The sequence below is a fragment of the Actinomycetospora chibensis genome (assembly GCF_028737215.1).
Classification (GTDB): domain Bacteria; phylum Actinomycetota; class Actinomycetes; order Mycobacteriales; family Pseudonocardiaceae; genus Actinomycetospora; species Actinomycetospora chibensis.
In genome coordinates, this window is record NZ_JAQZAM010000009.1 from 254,898 (window position 1) to 268,760 (window position 13,863).

General features: G+C 70.5%; 13 protein-coding genes. 4 read left to right on the forward strand and 9 right to left on the reverse strand.

The annotated features are described in order from the left end of the window. From PH189_RS16135 to PH189_RS16170, 8 genes are all read right to left on the reverse strand, one after another. Positions 1-1,338, reverse strand: a complete 1,338-nt coding sequence (locus tag PH189_RS16135) for an MlaD family protein (protein WP_274189822.1) — start codon at positions 1,336-1,338, stop codon at positions 1-3. Then, complete coding sequence (locus tag PH189_RS16140; protein ID WP_274189823.1) at positions 1,335-2,543, reverse strand: MlaD family protein; 1,209 nt, start codon at positions 2,541-2,543, stop codon at positions 1,335-1,337. The genes PH189_RS16135 and PH189_RS16140 overlap by 4 nt, the downstream gene beginning before the upstream one ends. A 29-nt stretch (positions 2,544-2,572) precedes the next feature. Beyond that, a complete protein-coding gene (locus PH189_RS16145) occupies positions 2,573-3,394 on the reverse strand; it encodes an ABC transporter ATP-binding protein (protein WP_378014901.1) in 822 nt (273 codons plus the stop codon). 62 nt (positions 3,395-3,456) lie between these two features. Next, positions 3,457-4,329, reverse strand: coding sequence for an MlaE family ABC transporter permease (locus PH189_RS16150; protein ID WP_274189824.1), 873 nt, complete (start codon positions 4,327-4,329; stop codon positions 3,457-3,459). Next, complete coding sequence (locus PH189_RS16155) at positions 4,326-5,189, reverse strand: ABC transporter permease (protein WP_274189825.1); 864 nt, start codon at positions 5,187-5,189, stop codon at positions 4,326-4,328. The genes PH189_RS16150 and PH189_RS16155 overlap by 4 nt, the downstream gene beginning before the upstream one ends. Before the next feature lie 428 nt (positions 5,190-5,617). Continuing rightward, positions 5,618-6,502 carry an aldo/keto reductase gene (locus PH189_RS16160; protein WP_274189826.1) on the reverse strand — a complete coding sequence of 295 codons (885 nt, stop codon included), beginning with the start codon at positions 6,500-6,502 and terminating at the stop codon, positions 5,618-5,620. Positions 6,503-6,657: 155 nt separating this feature from the next. After that, the gene (locus tag PH189_RS16165; RefSeq protein WP_274189827.1) at positions 6,658-7,626 is read right to left on the reverse strand and encodes a hypothetical protein; all 969 of its coding nucleotides are present in this window, start codon (positions 7,624-7,626) and stop codon (positions 6,658-6,660) included. Between the two features lie 256 nt (positions 7,627-7,882). Next, positions 7,883-9,133, reverse strand: a complete 1,251-nt coding sequence (locus tag PH189_RS16170; RefSeq protein ID WP_274189828.1) for a CoA transferase — start codon at positions 9,131-9,133, stop codon at positions 7,883-7,885. Positions 9,134-9,246: 113 nt separating this feature from the next. On the opposite strand from PH189_RS16170, the gene fabG reads away from it, so the two are divergent. Continuing rightward, positions 9,247-10,023 carry a 3-oxoacyl-ACP reductase FabG gene (fabG, locus tag PH189_RS16175; protein WP_274189829.1) on the forward strand — a complete coding sequence of 259 codons (777 nt, stop codon included), beginning with the start codon at positions 9,247-9,249 and terminating at the stop codon, positions 10,021-10,023. Positions 10,024-10,027: 4 nt separating this feature from the next. Here fabG and PH189_RS16180 read toward each other — a convergent pair whose 3' ends face one another. After that, positions 10,028-10,381 (reverse strand): hypothetical protein, encoded by a 354-nt coding sequence (locus PH189_RS16180; protein ID WP_274189830.1) that lies wholly within the window; start codon positions 10,379-10,381, stop codon positions 10,028-10,030. Between the two features lie 169 nt (positions 10,382-10,550). Between PH189_RS16180 and PH189_RS16185 the strand changes: the two genes are divergently transcribed. From PH189_RS16185 to PH189_RS16195, 3 genes are all read left to right on the forward strand, one after another. Continuing rightward, positions 10,551-11,375, forward strand: coding sequence for a hypothetical protein (locus PH189_RS16185; protein WP_274189831.1), 825 nt, complete (start codon positions 10,551-10,553; stop codon positions 11,373-11,375). Between the two features lie 104 nt (positions 11,376-11,479). Then, the gene (locus PH189_RS16190; protein WP_274189847.1) at positions 11,480-12,490 is read left to right on the forward strand and encodes a C40 family peptidase; all 1,011 of its coding nucleotides are present in this window, start codon (positions 11,480-11,482) and stop codon (positions 12,488-12,490) included. A 635-nt stretch (positions 12,491-13,125) separates the two neighbouring features. Continuing rightward, entirely contained in the window at positions 13,126-13,296 is a 171-nt protein-coding gene (locus tag PH189_RS16195) for a hypothetical protein (protein WP_274189832.1), read from the forward strand. Positions 13,297-13,863: the final 567 nt, after the last annotated feature.

The window sequence follows — 13,863 nt, forward strand, 5'->3', positions numbered from 1 at the left end:
TCACTGACCCCCGAGTAGTTGGCCGACCATGCCGCGTTCCTGCTCCTCGGAGAGGCCCGTGGCGTTGCCGGGCTCCTGCGGAGGCGCCTGCCCCGTGCCCGGCTGGGCGGGCTCGGCCTGCGGACGCAGCGGGAACTGGACCGGGCCCTCGGGGAGGTTCGGGTTGGCGAGCCCGGTGACCAGCCGACCGGCGTTCTGCGGGGTCGCGTAGACGACGCCGCGGAAGTAATGGCTCAGTCCGTCGGAGCCGTTCGTGCTCATCGCCCAGAGCTTCACGAAGTCGAGGACGCCCTTGAGGTTGCGGTCGAGCAGCTCGTCCGCCACCGGGCGCGCGCCGGCCGCGACACCACGCAGATCGGGCCCGCCCTGGCGTAGCTGGGCGACCAACGGTGCGGCCTCCCCGAGCAGCGCGTCCGCCCGCTCGAGTACCGGCGGCAGCGACGCGAGCGCGGGGTCCGCGGCGTCCGCGAATTGCTCGAGCTCGGCGGCGATCTGCGGGAGGTCGTCGGTGACGGGGCGGATCGACGCCAGCGTCGGCGTGGCGGCGTCCGCGGTCCCGGCGAGCTCGCCCAGCGTCCGCCGGGCCGAGGTGACCGTCGCAGGCAGCTCGGCCAGGGTCTGGTCGAGCGCCTGCTGGTTCGCCGCCACCGTCGCCAGCGTCTGCTGGGTGTTGTCGACGAGCCGGTCGAGGGTCCGGCCGTCGTCGTCGGCGAGGGACTCGGCGACGGGATGCACCCGGTCCACGAGCTGACCCAACGTCGTGTTCTGGTCGCGGAGGATCCCGGCGAGCCGCTCGGTGCGCGTGAACGCCGGGTCGATCGCGCGGATCGTCGCCGCCAGCTGGGGACCGTTCTGGTCCAGACCCTCCCCCGCGGTCGTCACGAGGGCGGCCAGGTTCGTCGCCGCGGGATCCCCGAGGCCGTTGATCACGTCCTGGACGTCGACGGCGACCGCAGTGCGCTCCATCGGCACCGCACCGTCCTCGTCGACAGGGGCGCCTGGGCTCCCGGCGTCGAGGTCCACATACTTCTCGCCGAGGAGGTTGACTGCGCGGATGGTCATCCGGGCGTCCTCGCGCAGCGGCAACAGCTCGCGGTCGACCTGCAGGCCGACCCGGGCGTGGCCGTCGACGAGATCCACTGCGGTGACCTTGCCGACCTCGACGCCGTCGGCGCGGACCACGTTCCCGACGGCGAGCGTGCTCGCGTCGGGGAAGTCACCGTGGACGCCGGACTCCGACCCGGCCGTCGCCTCCCGGAACGCGAGCCCCCCGGCGCCGAGGACGAGCAGGCCAACGACGGCGACGGCGCCCCGCCGGAGCCACATCATCCGTGTCATTGCGGAGAGTCTCCGTTCGCGTCGGTCCAGGGCTGACCCACCAGCGAGCCGGGCGCAGGGCGCTCGTCACGGCGCTGCCCGGGCGGGATCAGCCCGGGGTTGTCGCCGACACCGGAGGCCGACGCGGTCAGTAGGGCGCGGGCGTAGCTGCCGACCGCGTCCTGTCCGGACCAGATGCCGGTCCAGTTGGTGAGCCACCCGGTCAGCTCGGGGGTGTAGGGACGAAGGAAGGCGACCGCGGGCTCGGCCCGGGTCAGGACGTCCGTCGCGCCCGGCAGCACGCCGTGGGCGGAGTCCATCAGCCGGGGAGTGCGGTCGAGCAGGGACTGCGCCGACTCGAGGGTCGGGCGCAGCTGCTGGACCGCGGGGCGCAGGTCCTGCAGGACCGGGCTGAGATTGCCGGCCACCGAGGGCAGGCGGGCCGCCGCGGGCCGGAGGTCGTTCAGCAGCGGCACGGCCTGATCGACAGCCGCCGGCACCTTGTCCAGCGTGGTGCGCGCCGCCGAGAGGGTGGACGGGAGCTGGGCGATCCCGTCGCTGAGCGCCTGCTGCTGCGCGGCCGTGGCCTCGGTGAGAGTGCCCAGGTTGTCGACCGTGCTGCCGAGGCGGTCGCTGCGGGTCGCCAGCGTGCTGGTGACCTCGTGCAGCTGCGTGACGAGGTCCCGGATCGCCGGCCCGTCGCTGCCGACGGCCTGCAGCACCTCGCCGAGCGAGTTGAACGCGGGCCCGCCGGAGCTCAGCGTGTCCTGCACGCCCTGCTCGCGTCCTCGCAGCGTCTCGGCCACCCGCTGCACCAGCGTGTTCGTGTCTCGCAGGGTCGCCGGGTCGAGCATCGCGAGGACCTGGTCCAGCTCGACGCGCTCGTGGTGCGACTCGATCCGCGAGTCCTCCGGGAGCGCCGGCGCGGTGCCCGGGCCGGGCAGGATCTCGAGGAACCGCTCGTTCAGCACGGCCTGCCAGCTGATCCGCGCGTCCGTTCCGGCGTGCAGCGGCGCGAACTCGTTGTCCAGGGAGACCGTGACGATCGCCTTGCCCTCACGCACCTCGACGGCGTCGACGGTGCCGGCCTCTCGGCCCTGGACCATCACCTTATTGCCGGGGAAGGTTCCCTCGGCCGACACCATGAGGAACTGGGCGCGGTACGGGTCGCCTTGGGCCGCTACGGCGATCGCCACCGCGGCGATCAGCACGACGGCGACGGCCAACGCCCCGATGATCAACCCTCGTGAGATCCTCATTCCATCCCCAGAGGGCCCTCGTCGGAGCCCGCCAGGAACTGCCGGACGAAGGGCTCGTCGGAGTTGAAGGCCTCGTCCGCCGGACCGAAATGGACCAGTTCGCCGTGCCAGAGCACGCCGACGTAGTCGCTGAGCGTCCGCGCCGCCTCGATGTTGTGAGTGATGACCACGTAGGTCCCGCCGTGCTCGGCGTGCAGTTCCTTGATGAGATTGCACAGCAGCTTGGTGCGCACGGGGTCGAGACCGGAGTCCGGCTCGTCGCACATGATGATCTCGGGCTGCATGACGAGCGCTCGGGCGAATCCCGCACGCTTCTTCATCCCGCCCGAGATCTGACTGGGCACACGGTCGAGCGCGTTCTCGAGTCCGACCTGCTGCAGGTAGTGCATGACCGTCTCACGGATGTCGGCCTCGCTCTTGCTGGTGTGCCTGCGCAACGGGAAAGCGACGTTGTCGTACAGGTTCATCGAGCCGAAGAGCGCACCGTCCTGGAAGAGCAGTCCGAAGCGCTTGCGAATCTCGAAACGCTCGTCCTCCTTCATGTCCCAGAGGTCCTGACCAAAGATGCGGACTCGCCCCTCATCCGGTTCCATGAGCCCGACGATGTGCTTGAGCAGCACGCTCTTCCCGGTACCCGAGGGCCCGAGGATCGTCGTGATGGCGTTCTCGGTGAACGCGGCGGAGATTCCGTCGAGGACCTTGAAGGAACCGAAAGCCTTCTTCACCTGGTCGAGCTCGATCGGGGCCTGTCCTGAGGAGTCGTACCGGTGGTCGGGGGCGACGGTCGTGATGGGTGTCGTCGGGGGAGCGTCGGGCACGTCGCCTCCAGGGGAGCGGGGAAGACGATTCGGGGAGCGGGCGAATTCCGGGGAGCGGGGAGTCAGTTGCCGATGGGAGCGTTCGCGTTCCCGCCGTAGAAGACCTGCGCGAAGACGACAGCGAGCGTGCTGATGAGGACGAGATTGACCACCATGGACTTCGCGGTGGCCTGACCGACGCCGACCGGGCCGCCGCTGGCGGTGGACCCGTAGTACGTGGCGACGATGATGCACATCACGCCGGTGCAGAAGGCCCACAGCAGGGCGATGCCGAAGTCGGCGAAGTTCTGGAAGAGATAGAGGTAGGTGAAGAAGCCGCCCTCGGACACCGTCTGCATCGCGTAGACGCTGCCGACGAAGCCGGCGGTGAACTCGACGAACAGGCCGGTCGCGAACAGGAACGGCACGACGATCACGCCCGCGGCGACACGGGTCGAGGCGAGGTACTGCATGGGGTTGATGCCCATGACCTCGAGGGCGTCGATCTCCTCGCTGATCTTCATCGAGCCGAGCTCCGCCACGATGCCGCAGCCGATCTTGGCGGCGACGATCCACCCGAACACCACCTGCACGAGGCCGCGCATCAGCGCCACCGAGTAGATCGCGCCGGCGTAGCTGTTCAGGCCAGGGGTGTCGAAGATGTAGTGGCCGCCGACCGCGCTCTGCACCGCGAGCACCGCGATCAGCGCGATGATCACCGGTCCGCTGCCCCGGATGAGCACTCCCGCCTGCTGGAAGACCTCCGAGGGATAGAGGCGGAAGGTCTTCGGGATCTGCGCGATCGAGCGCCCGCCGAAGCGGACGAGCTCGGCGGCGTTCTCCACCGCCTGCTCCATCGAGCGACGGATGCTCTCGACCGACTCGCGGGTGGTCGGCGCGGACTCCTCCTGCGACTCGTCGTCCGAGCCTGTGCGCTGCGACGCGTCCTGGCTCATCGAACCCTCCCGAGCTCGGGGAACAGCCCGAGGAAGATCGCGTTGTAGGCCAGCTGGAAGACGAAGAGGGCCACGTAGCAGACGACGACCGCCTGGTTCACCGCGCGACCGAGCCCGATCGAGCCGCCACCGGCGTTGAGGCCCTTGTAGCAGCACACCGTGGTGATGAGGATGCCGAGCATGAAGCAGTTGATCAGTACGGAGAACAGCTCCGGCGGCGACAACGAGCTGAAGAGCGAGTGGTAGAAGTCGGCGGCCGAGAGATGCCCGTAGTACCCGGCGCCGAGCTGCAGACCGACGGCCGTGACGGCGAGTCCGGGAAGTGAGATCAGTGTCGTCAGCGCGATCAGGGAGATCGCGCGCGGCACGACGAGCTCGCGCACGGGGTCGATCCCCATCACCGTCATCGCGTCGAGCTCTTCGCGGATCTTCCGCGCGCCGAGATCGGTGGTGAGGGCGGCGCCGGCGACGCCGGAGACGACCACGGCCACGACGAAGACCGTGAAGGCGCGGAAGCCGTACTGGAACAGGAACGCCGTACCAAGCGAGACCGCGCCCGCCTGGCTGAAGAAGATCACGACGACCAGCGAGAAGAACAGCAGGAAGCCGAAGATGGCCGCCGCCATCGGCAACGCCGAGCGCCGCAGGGTCGTGAAGAAGTAGTCGAGGGACTCGGCCCAGAACCCGTACGGCTTCCGTACGACGCTCCAGACGATCTTCCCGAAGAGCGCGATCATGCCGCCGACCTCGGCGACGACGCTGCGCGGCCCGTCCGGCACCACGCCCACCACCCGCGGGCCGACGCCCTCGAAGGGGCCGGGCGCGTGTTTCGTCGGGGCCTCGCGCTCGTCCGCGCTCACGAGCAGCACCTCTCCTCTTCGATCGGCACGACGCGATCGGCGTCATCGACTCGGTCATTCGAGGTGGTAAGTGGCCACTACTCAAAGGAGCGCCGACGTGTCGACATCGGTCGTTTGGGCGCCGCGGACAAGCCATCCGGTCCGCGACTTTTTCTTACTGCGGTTCAACGACGTGCGGTACGCCACGTTACGGCTTGTGCCTCAGGTCACAGTTTCTCGGTGTGTGGAGCGTTCTCCTCCTACTCAGAGCGCGATCAACACCCGTGCTTCACCTCAGAGAGCAGATCTTCGCTGCCCAGCGGAGGAGCTCGAACACGGCGAACGGCCCATCGCCATCGGTAAGTGGTCGCATCACAAGACGGCTCCGTGTTGGGCGTGGCTCACCGCGCGCCGCGCTCGACCTCTCCGCACTTGTCGGCCCTCAGCCATCAGGCCTGGTCGGGATCGTGTGCCCTGCCCCGGTAGAGCTTGGGGAAGTCGTAGGTGTCGGGGTCGGGACCGTTGCGACCACCTCGGTCCAGGGCTGCGATGGCGGCCATGTCGTCGGCGGTGAGCTCGAAGTCGAAGACCGCGAAGTTCTCCCGGATTCGGCTCGGGTCGCCGGACTTGGGAATCACGATCGTGCCGATCTGCAGGTGCCAGCGGATGACGACCTGCCCGGCTGTCCTGCCGTGCGCCCGCCCGATCCGCGCCAGGACCGGATCGGCGAGGACCTTCTCGGCATGCCGGTTGCCCTGCCCGAGCGGACCCCAGGCCTCGGTGGCGATCCCGCGCTGCGCGTGATAGCGGCGCAGCGCGGTCTGCTGGAAGTAGGGATGCAGCTCGACCTGGTTGACCGCTGGGGTGACACCGGTCGCGTCGACGATCCGCTCCAGCTGCGCCGAGGAGAAGTTCGAGACACCGATCGACCGCAGAGGCGCGTCGGTACGCAGCTGCGTCAGCGCACGCCAGGACTCGACGAAGCCTCCTCCGGCCCGCACCGGCCAGTGGATGAGATAGAGGTCGATGTGGTCCAGGCCTAGTCGGTCGAAACTCGCGCCGAACGCCGCCGTCGCATCCGACCGCCCGTGATCGTCGCCGGGGTTGAAGTACTTCGTCGTCACGTAGACCTGCTCGCCGGACCCGCGGACGGCCTCCCCGACCTGGGCTTCGTTGCCGTAGGCCGCCGCCGTGTCGACGTGGCGGTACCCCGTGGACAGCGCCGTCGCCACCGTCTCGCGGGTATCCCCTTGGTCGATCAGGAAGACGCCGAACCCCAATTGCGGGATGCAGGAGCCGTCGTTGAGCTCGAGGTGGGGAGTCGGGTCGGACATCGTCGAACCGTATCCGCGACGGCACCCTGAACGGGTCCCGTGTGCGGACGGGGACGCGTCCCGACGGTCACGCCGTGCCGGACGACACCGGACGCACGAAGGGCCGGGGCGCCTCGGCGTCCCGGCCCTTCGTCATCGTGTGCTCCCTGGCGGACTCAGCTCCCCCACGCCGGCCGAGCGGGCGGTGAGGTGCTCGTCGCCTGGCTGGCTGCCGGGACCGGCCGCTCCTCGGAGGACCCGGAGGACTCGGAACCTGTCCCCTTCGGAGTCGGCGGGCCCTCCCGGTCGAGGTCGTCCAGCATCTTCTCCCGCTGGCTCGGCAGGAAGAAGAACAGCCGGTAGGTGATGAGCCGGCGGAACGTCCAGTTGACCGTGGGCTCGTCGACGCAGACGAACTTGCTCATGCCGTACACCCAGACGAGGCAGCCGGCCATCATGATCGTGGTGGCGACCCACTTCAGCCACACCGGCAGCGTGGAGTTCAGGGCGAGGAAGTGCGGCCAGCCGACGGAGAAGTAGGTGCCGGCCATGACGGTCGGCGGAATGACCAGGAACCACGCGCGCTGGAAGCCCTTGAGCCGCGGTTCGAGGTACCAGATGACGAAGCCGATGGTCAGGAAGCACAGACCGTTGAGGAAGCCCCACCAGTAGGGGAACTTCAGGAACGAGTAGGGCTGCACCCCGTAGTACTCGTAGACGTTCAGGAGCAGGCCCGGGGTCTCCATCACCGCGTCGGTGAGACCGCACACCGCGTAGACCATGAACAGCTGCTTCACCGTCACCCCGCGCTTGAGCACGAGGTAGACGAAGTACGGCTCGAGACCGAGGAAGGCCGCGTAGCAGAACGGGATCAGCAGCGGAATGTCGATGCCGAAATTCGTGAAGACGAAGAACGGCAGGTCGTTGGCCCACCTCAGGTGCCCGAGGAGGTCGAGCATCGGCTCCAGGAGCGAGCACAGGAAGCCACCGCCGATGAGGATCAACGGCAGCCAGTTGTGCTTGCGGAACCCTGTGTAGGTCGCCCACACCAGAGCGATGATGATCACCGCGGCGCCGGCGTACAGGGTGAAGAACCAGCCCGCGATCGGTCCGGCGGAGAAGTCCGGCGGACTCGGGAGGATCATCGGCGGCATTCCGGGATACGGATTGATGTCCACCGGTGGTGGAGCGGCCTCGATCGTCGGCAACACTGCGACCTCCCCGCGGGGCGACTGTCGTCGGACCTGACTACGTTCAGTGAGCGGCCACCGGCGTGCGCCGAATTGACCTGAATGTAAATTAAGAGCTGTGGGTCGACGGCGTCAAGACCCGTTCAAGGGGCCGTCACCGTCCGGACGGTCACGGCGCCATCACGCGGGGCCGGTCCCGCTTGCCCGACTATCACGCAATCACCCCGCGTCGCTGCAGCTCAGAGGGGTCGTATCCGGCGTCGCCGAGCCACTCGCCCACCACGCTCGCGCTGTGCTCGCCGAGCACCGGGGCCCGGACGACCGGTGTCCGCGACGCGCCGAGGGCGATCGGGGAGGCCGGCACGAAGTGCTCGCCGACCCCGGGCTGGTCGACCACGTCGATCAGCGGGTTGTCACGGATGGCGACGCCGCCGTCGGCGACGAGGTCGGTGAATGTGCGGTATCGCGACCACAGCAGCGACGTGCCCTCGAGCCGGCTCTCCACGTCGACGAGGTCGAGGTCGGCGATCCACTTCGCGAACAGACCGGCGAGCACCTCGCGGTAGGCGAAGCGGTCGTCCTCGGTGCTGAAGTCGGCGCCGACGCCGTCCTCGAGGGCCTTGACCGGGCCGCCGAGCTCCGAGACCCGCAGGAGGTCCTGCCAGTGGCGGGCGGTGAGCGCCACGATCATCACGCGGCCCCCGTCGCGGGTGGTGAAGTCCCGGGCGAAGCCGCCGTAGAGGTAGTTGCCCATGCGCCGCCGCTCGACGCCGCCCACCTGGGCCTCGGCGAGGAACCCGAGGTTGCCCGCCATCGCCAGCGCCACGTCGTGCAGGGCGATACGCATCCGGCGGCCGCGCCCGGTACGCCGCCGGTGCCGGTCGGCCGCGAGGATCGAGGTCGCGGCGTACAGCCCGCAGGCGATGTCCCAGGCGGGGAGGACGTGGTTGACGGGGTCGGCGTGGCCCTGGGGCCCGGTCACCGAGGGGAACCCGACCCCGGCGTTGACCGTGTAGTCCACCGCCGGCGTGCCGTCGTGGTGCCCGTCGACCTGGACGTGCACGAGCCCCGGCACCTGCTCGGCGAGCGCCTCGTAGGTCAGGAAGCGCCGCCCCACCGCGTTGGTCAGCACTATCCGGCCGTCCTCACCGGAGCTCGCGACGAGGTCGGTCACCAGGCGGCGGCCCTCGTCGGAGCGCAGGTCGACCTGCAGCGACTTCTTCCCCTTGTTCAGCCCGGCCCAGTAGAGCGAGGTGCCCGACGGCGCCAGTGGCCAGCGGGCGTGGTCGGGGGCTCCTCCGAGGGGGTCGACGCGCACCACCTCGGCGCCGAGCTGGGCGAGGGTCATGCCGCCGAGCGGAGCTGCGACGAAGGTCGATACCTCGACGACACGCAGGCCGGCGAGCGGCAACTCCTCCCCGTCGGACACCCCGGTGGCCGTCGTGCTCGGCGTCGTGGTCATGGTCGTCGCACCTCCGGAGGAGTTGTGAACGGCCTTCCGCCGCCCTGCACTGATAATCTACTTTTGATTAAATCGGCGGTCGAGAGCGCGATCCGGCGACGAAGGAGAGACCCGTGTCCGACAGCCCCGCATCGGAACGTCCCGCACGCATCGCTGTCGTCACCGGCGCAGCGCGCGGATTGGGCACGGCGACCGCGGCCCGCCTGGCGGCCGACGGCCTCGCCGTCGCCCTCATCGACCTCGACGAGAGTGCCGCCGCGGCGGCGGCCAAGACCGTCGCGGGGGCCGGCGGACGTGCGATCGGGGTCGGTGCCGACGTCGCCGACGCAGAGGCCGTCCAGGCTGCCGTGGACCGGGTCGTCACCGAGCTCGGGCCTCCGACCGTTCTGGTCAACAACGCCGGCATCACCCGCGACAACCTGCTCTTCAAGATGTCCGAGGCGGACTGGGACCAGGTGATGGACGTGCACCTGCGCGGCACGTTCCTGATGACCCGCGCCACGCAGACGCACATGGTCGACGCCGGTTGGGGACGCATCGTCAATCTGTCGTCCACGGGGGCGCTCGGCACCCGTGGACAGGTCAACTACTCCGCGGCCAAGGCCGGCGTCCAGGGATTCACCAAGACGGTCGCGCTCGAGCTCGGCCGCTACGGCGTGACCGCCAACAGCGTCGCCCCCGGCTTCATCGCCTCCGATATGACCCGCGGCACCGCCGAGCGGCTCGGCGTGCCGTGGGAGGAGTACCTGGAGGCACGCGTCAAGGACATCCCCGTTCGGCGCGCTGGCATGCCGGAGGACGTCGCGGCCATGGTGTCGTTCTTCTGCTCGGAGCAGGCCGGCTTCGTCTCCGGCCAGGTCGTCTACGTCGCGGGCGGACCCAGGAACTGAGCGATCACGCCACGTCCGGGTCGGGCGCCCCGCTCGACTCGTGGTCGCCGCGTTGCCGGTGTCGGCTGGCGCGCTGGAACGCCGCCTGCGGCGTGGAGAGCCCGAGCGCCGCGGCGATCTCCCGCCACGAGGTGCCGAAGCGACGCGCCGCGCTGATCAGCTCCGCCTCGAGCCGGTCGAGACGTCCCCGCTCCTCGTCCATCACCCCGAGAGCCCGGAGCAGCGCCTCCCGTCCGTCGTCGGTCTCGACGACCACGTCGGTCTCGGGGGTCGCCCGCTCCTGGCGCAGGCTCCAGGCGGCGCACGCCGGGCACCCTCGCGGTCCGACGTCGATCTCGCCGCCCCTCTCGCGATCCACAGCCTCACCTTGTCGTCAAATCGAACATAAAAAAGAGCGTCACCTGTCTGTCGCAACATCGTTGGAACGAGCACGACGGCTCCCCCGCAAGGCCGACCGCGCTCCCCCATCCGCCGGCCCCCTGCCCCGCGGTCACCGTCCCCCTGACCGTGATGAGGAAGGTCCACCGATGCCCCTTCGTGCTCCCCGCACCCTGCGCACGGTCGTGGTGGGAGGTCTGTTGATCGGCGCGACGGCGATCGGCGCCGGTTCCGCCGCCGCTGCGCCCGAGCCGACCGAACCGCCGCCGGTGCCCGCACGCTGCGGACAGACCGTCGAGGCGGCCCCCGGCCAAACGGTCCGCGTCACGCCGACCCTCGGGCTCCCCTTCCTCGTGCCGGTGGAGGAGGGAATGGACCCGATCCGCCGCTCCGTGTCCGGGGTTCTCTGCCGGGTGAAGGTCGACGTCGTGGAGCCCGTGACCTCGGCGGCAGCGCAGGCTGCGCCACCCCTGCGGCCCGTGACCGAGGCCGTAGAGGGAGCGGCGGGCACCGCGGAGGCCGCCACGGACCCCGAGCCCGAGGCGGCGGCGGCCACGCCGGCGGTCCCGGACGCCTCCGCGGCCCCGGCCTTCACCCCTCAGCAGGCCGCGGCCGCGGCGCCGGCGTTCGCCCCCGCGTTCGGCACCCTCCCGTCGTCCTTCCTCCGCGACGCCGCCGGTCCCGCGCCGGGCGGCGGCCGCTTCGACGCGGCGACGCTGCTCGGCTCCGCCTTCGGCGGGCTCCGCGCCGACCTCCCTGGCGGCTTCGCCGCCGCGCCCGTCAGCGCCGTCACCACCGCGAGCCAGGTACAGGCGCTCCCGGTAGCCGGGCTGGCCAACGGCGGCGTCGGCGTTCCCTCGATGCTCGCGGTGCTGGGGCTCGCCGGAGTCACCGCGCTCGTCGTGCGCCGGTTCACGCTGCGCCCGCAGGGGCGAACTGCCAGGTCCGCGGCCGCTGACGACGCGCGGGACTGAGCTCCCAGGCCGTGAGTCGGCGACTGCGACGTCCCGCTACTCGGGGGAGGGCGGGCGACAAGGCGGGCCGTTCCGGACCTCGCTGTCCGGAACGGCTCGTCGTGATGGTCCTCGCGGTCGCCGCACTGCTCGGGTCCGGCGCCAGTGTCGGGGCGCGGCACGCCGCGGCCGACCCCATCGTCCCGCCCGGAGCCTCCGACGCCGTCACGTCCCTCGCCCAGGCCAACGCCCGCGCGGCCGACGCCACGGAGGCGTCGCTGGACGCGCAGGAGCAGCTCGAGGTCCGCCGGGGCGAGGCCGACCGCACCCGCGGGGAGGCCGACGCCGCCCGCGAGGTCGCCGACGCCGCCCGCGCCGAGCGCGACGTCGCCTTCGGTGAGGTCGACCAGGTCTCCCGCGCCGCCTACCAGGGCGGACAGCTCGACCCGCTGGGTGCGCTGCTGGGCGCCGAGTCCCCGCAGGCGTACCTGGACCGCACCTCGCTGCTGGACACCATCTCCGAGGAGAACCGTGTCCTGGTCCAGCGCTTCCTCGACGCCACCGCGGTCGCCGAGGGCGCCGAGCGCGACGCCGACGCCCGCGCGCTCGACGCCGAGCGTTCCGCCGCCGATGCGCAGCGCACCGCCGACGACGCCCAGCGCCGCAAGGACGACGCCGACCGCGAGGTCGCCGCGGCCGAGCAAGCCCTCGCCGACGCCTCACCCGAGACCCTGGCCGCGCTGCGCCGCGGCGGCACCACGAACTTCCCCACCGACATCGCCGGCACCGGCATCGCCATCGAGGCGCTGAAGGTGGCGCTGACCCAGCAGGGCAAGCCCTACCTCTGGGGCGCCACCGGGCCGAGTACCTACGACTGCTCCGGGCTGGTGCAGTGGGCCTACCGCCAGGTCGGGGTCGGGCTGCCGCGGGTGTCGCGCCAGCAGGCCCTGATCGGCATCCCGGTGTCCTTCCCGGACGCCCGTCCCGGCGACCTGCTGTTCTTCAACGAGCCCGTCACCCACGTCGGCTTCTACGTCGGCGACGGCAAGTTCCTCGAGGCCCCGCAGTCCGGCGACGTCGTCAAGGTCTCCCAGGTCCGCAGCAGCCTGTCCGGCGTGCGGCGCGTCGTCCTCTAGCCGCCACGGCTCCACTGCGCTGAGCGACTCTTGCCAATGAAATCTAAGTCAGATTATATTTCATCCGGTACACGGATGAGCGCTCCTCGTGATCACGATCTGCGCTCGGCAGACGTCGGCGCCCGTAGCGCCGGCGAGAACGGGGCGTCAGAGATGACTGAACCATCCGGACAATCACCCAACGCGAGGATCGCGTCGCTCGATCACCGCCTCGCCCCCGTCCTCGACGCCCTCGCCTTCCCGGCGTCGCGGTGGGAGCTGGTCATGGCCGCCGAGACCTACGGCGCCGATCTGAGAACCCGAACGGCTCTGCGACGCCTGGTGCGGTCCAGGTACTCCTCGCGCGCAATGCTCCTGCACGAGATCGCCGCGAACGGCGGAGCCCCCCGCACTCCGGTCGAGGTGACATCAAGGCCACCACGGGTCCCGCCGCAGGGGCAGCGCGCGGCTGCCCGACCGCCCGCCCCCGGACGGTCCCCGCGAGACGTGAGGAGCTCCGGGTGACTCGCCGCTCGCGCCGTGTCCGCAACCGGAGCGGCCGGGCGCACGACGCGCCTCGTCCTCCCGCGGACGCGCGCACGTTCTGCCCTGGGTGCGGAGCAGCGCGCTATCGGTGTCAGCTCACCGACGGGTCGGTGGTTCTCCTCGATTCCGCGCCGCGGGAAGGCGGCCGATTCCTGGTCAACCCGTACCTGTGCACCGTCGTGGAGGTCCGCACGCCGGCGCAGTGTCGAGGTGTCGGCTTCGTCGAGCACCGCACGGTCTGCGACGCGGCTGCCGCCGTACCTGCGCCGCGCAGCGCCTGACCTCGCACTCCGCCGACGCTCGAAGAGGAACCGTAGGGATCGTCAGGACCAGCTCCCGAGATCACGTTCGCCCAGGACGCTGAGACCCTCTACGTTTTCGTCACCGGCCCCCGCAACTGGCCGAAGACCTACCCCGGCAGCGGAGCGATCGAGGGCATCGACACCATCCCTCCGCGGGTCGGTGACGGGCTGGAGCGAGTCCGGGAAGCTCGGCGACCTCGAGTGCCGCTACACGTGGCGGCTCGTCACCGCCGACGGCGTAGCGCAGTTCGGCAGGACAGCGAAGCAGCGACAGACAGCGCCACGCCCGGGCTTCGGTGCGGTGCGGTGCGGTGCGGCAGAACGATCTCCATCTGGGTGCAGATTGGGGTGCGAACTGGGGTCGAACGGCGCCGTGGGGGCGAGTTCTGCGACCTTCGACACCAACAAAGTCCGAGGTAGCAGGCCCAGTACCCGCGGTGGACCGTCCTCCTAAAGCGGGTGTCGCAGGTTCGAATCCTGCCGGGGGCGCCGTGTGGTGTCTCAGGACATCGGCATAGCCCCGAACCCTCATGGGTTCGGGGTTTC

Bases quoted from the DNA above. Each gene is read 5' to 3' on its own strand.
- PH189_RS16160 (WP_274189826.1), bottom strand. From the start codon at position 6,502: ATGTCCGACCCGACTCCCCACCTCGAGCTCAACGACGGCTCCTGCATC.
- PH189_RS16150 (WP_274189824.1), bottom strand. From the start codon at position 4,329: ATGAGCCAGGACGCGTCGCAGCGCACAGGCTCGGACGACGAGTCGCAG.
- PH189_RS16190 (WP_274189847.1), top strand. From the start codon at position 11,480: ATGGTCCTCGCGGTCGCCGCACTGCTCGGGTCCGGCGCCAGTGTCGGG.
- PH189_RS16185 (WP_274189831.1), top strand. From the start codon at position 10,551: ATGCCCCTTCGTGCTCCCCGCACCCTGCGCACGGTCGTGGTGGGAGGT.
- PH189_RS16135 (WP_274189822.1), bottom strand. From the start codon at position 1,338: ATGACACGGATGATGTGGCTCCGGCGGGGCGCCGTCGCCGTCGTTGGC.
- PH189_RS16165 (WP_274189827.1), bottom strand. From the start codon at position 7,626: ATGATCCTCCCGAGTCCGCCGGACTTCTCCGCCGGACCGATCGCGGGC.
- PH189_RS16170 (WP_274189828.1), bottom strand. From the start codon at position 9,133: ATGACCACGACGCCGAGCACGACGGCCACCGGGGTGTCCGACGGGGAG.